General features: G+C 32.6%; 1 protein-coding gene. It reads right to left on the minus strand.

What is annotated here, in order from left to right; translation table 11 throughout:
• Nucleotides 1-258: 258 nt before the first annotated feature.
• Nucleotides 259-470 (minus strand): GIY-YIG nuclease family protein (locus tag C1I98_RS46595; RefSeq protein ID WP_111172256.1); only part of this gene is annotated, 212 nt, incomplete at its 5' end.

Consider the following 470-nt stretch of genomic DNA (forward strand, 5'->3'; position numbering starts at 1 on the left):
GTCATAACCCTTAGCTTGTTCAATCGTGTTGGAGTCCAACAATTCGCTAACAGCCTTTACTTCAATTTTATTATCTTTAACCCATTCTTCTAGGTAAGGTTTTTCGTCATCTCGAATGCCATAAGCAATAATTTTCATCAAAAATTCTCCTCTCAGACTTGGCTAAATAATTTGTTTTACATACTGTATCATGATCCAAAAAATATTACAGTATTCAAACTATTAAATTAGTCGTTAATCGCCTTAACTGTACCACTATTATTTTAAATTTGTTAATGAAATACCGTTCTTTTTAAGAAATTTAATTTTACTACTTCGCGTTCGTTGCTTGAACTGATATTCTGCAGACATTGCGTCATGCTGATTATCAAACGATTCAAAATAAATTAATTGAACTGGTCTTCGAGCCTTAGTATATTTGGCACCTTGTCCCTTATTATGGCGTTCAACGCGGTTAATAAGATTTATGG

The organism is Spongiactinospora gelatinilytica, from assembly GCF_003236385.1.
Classification (GTDB): domain Bacteria; phylum Actinomycetota; class Actinomycetes; order Streptosporangiales; family Streptosporangiaceae; genus Spongiactinospora; species Spongiactinospora gelatinilytica.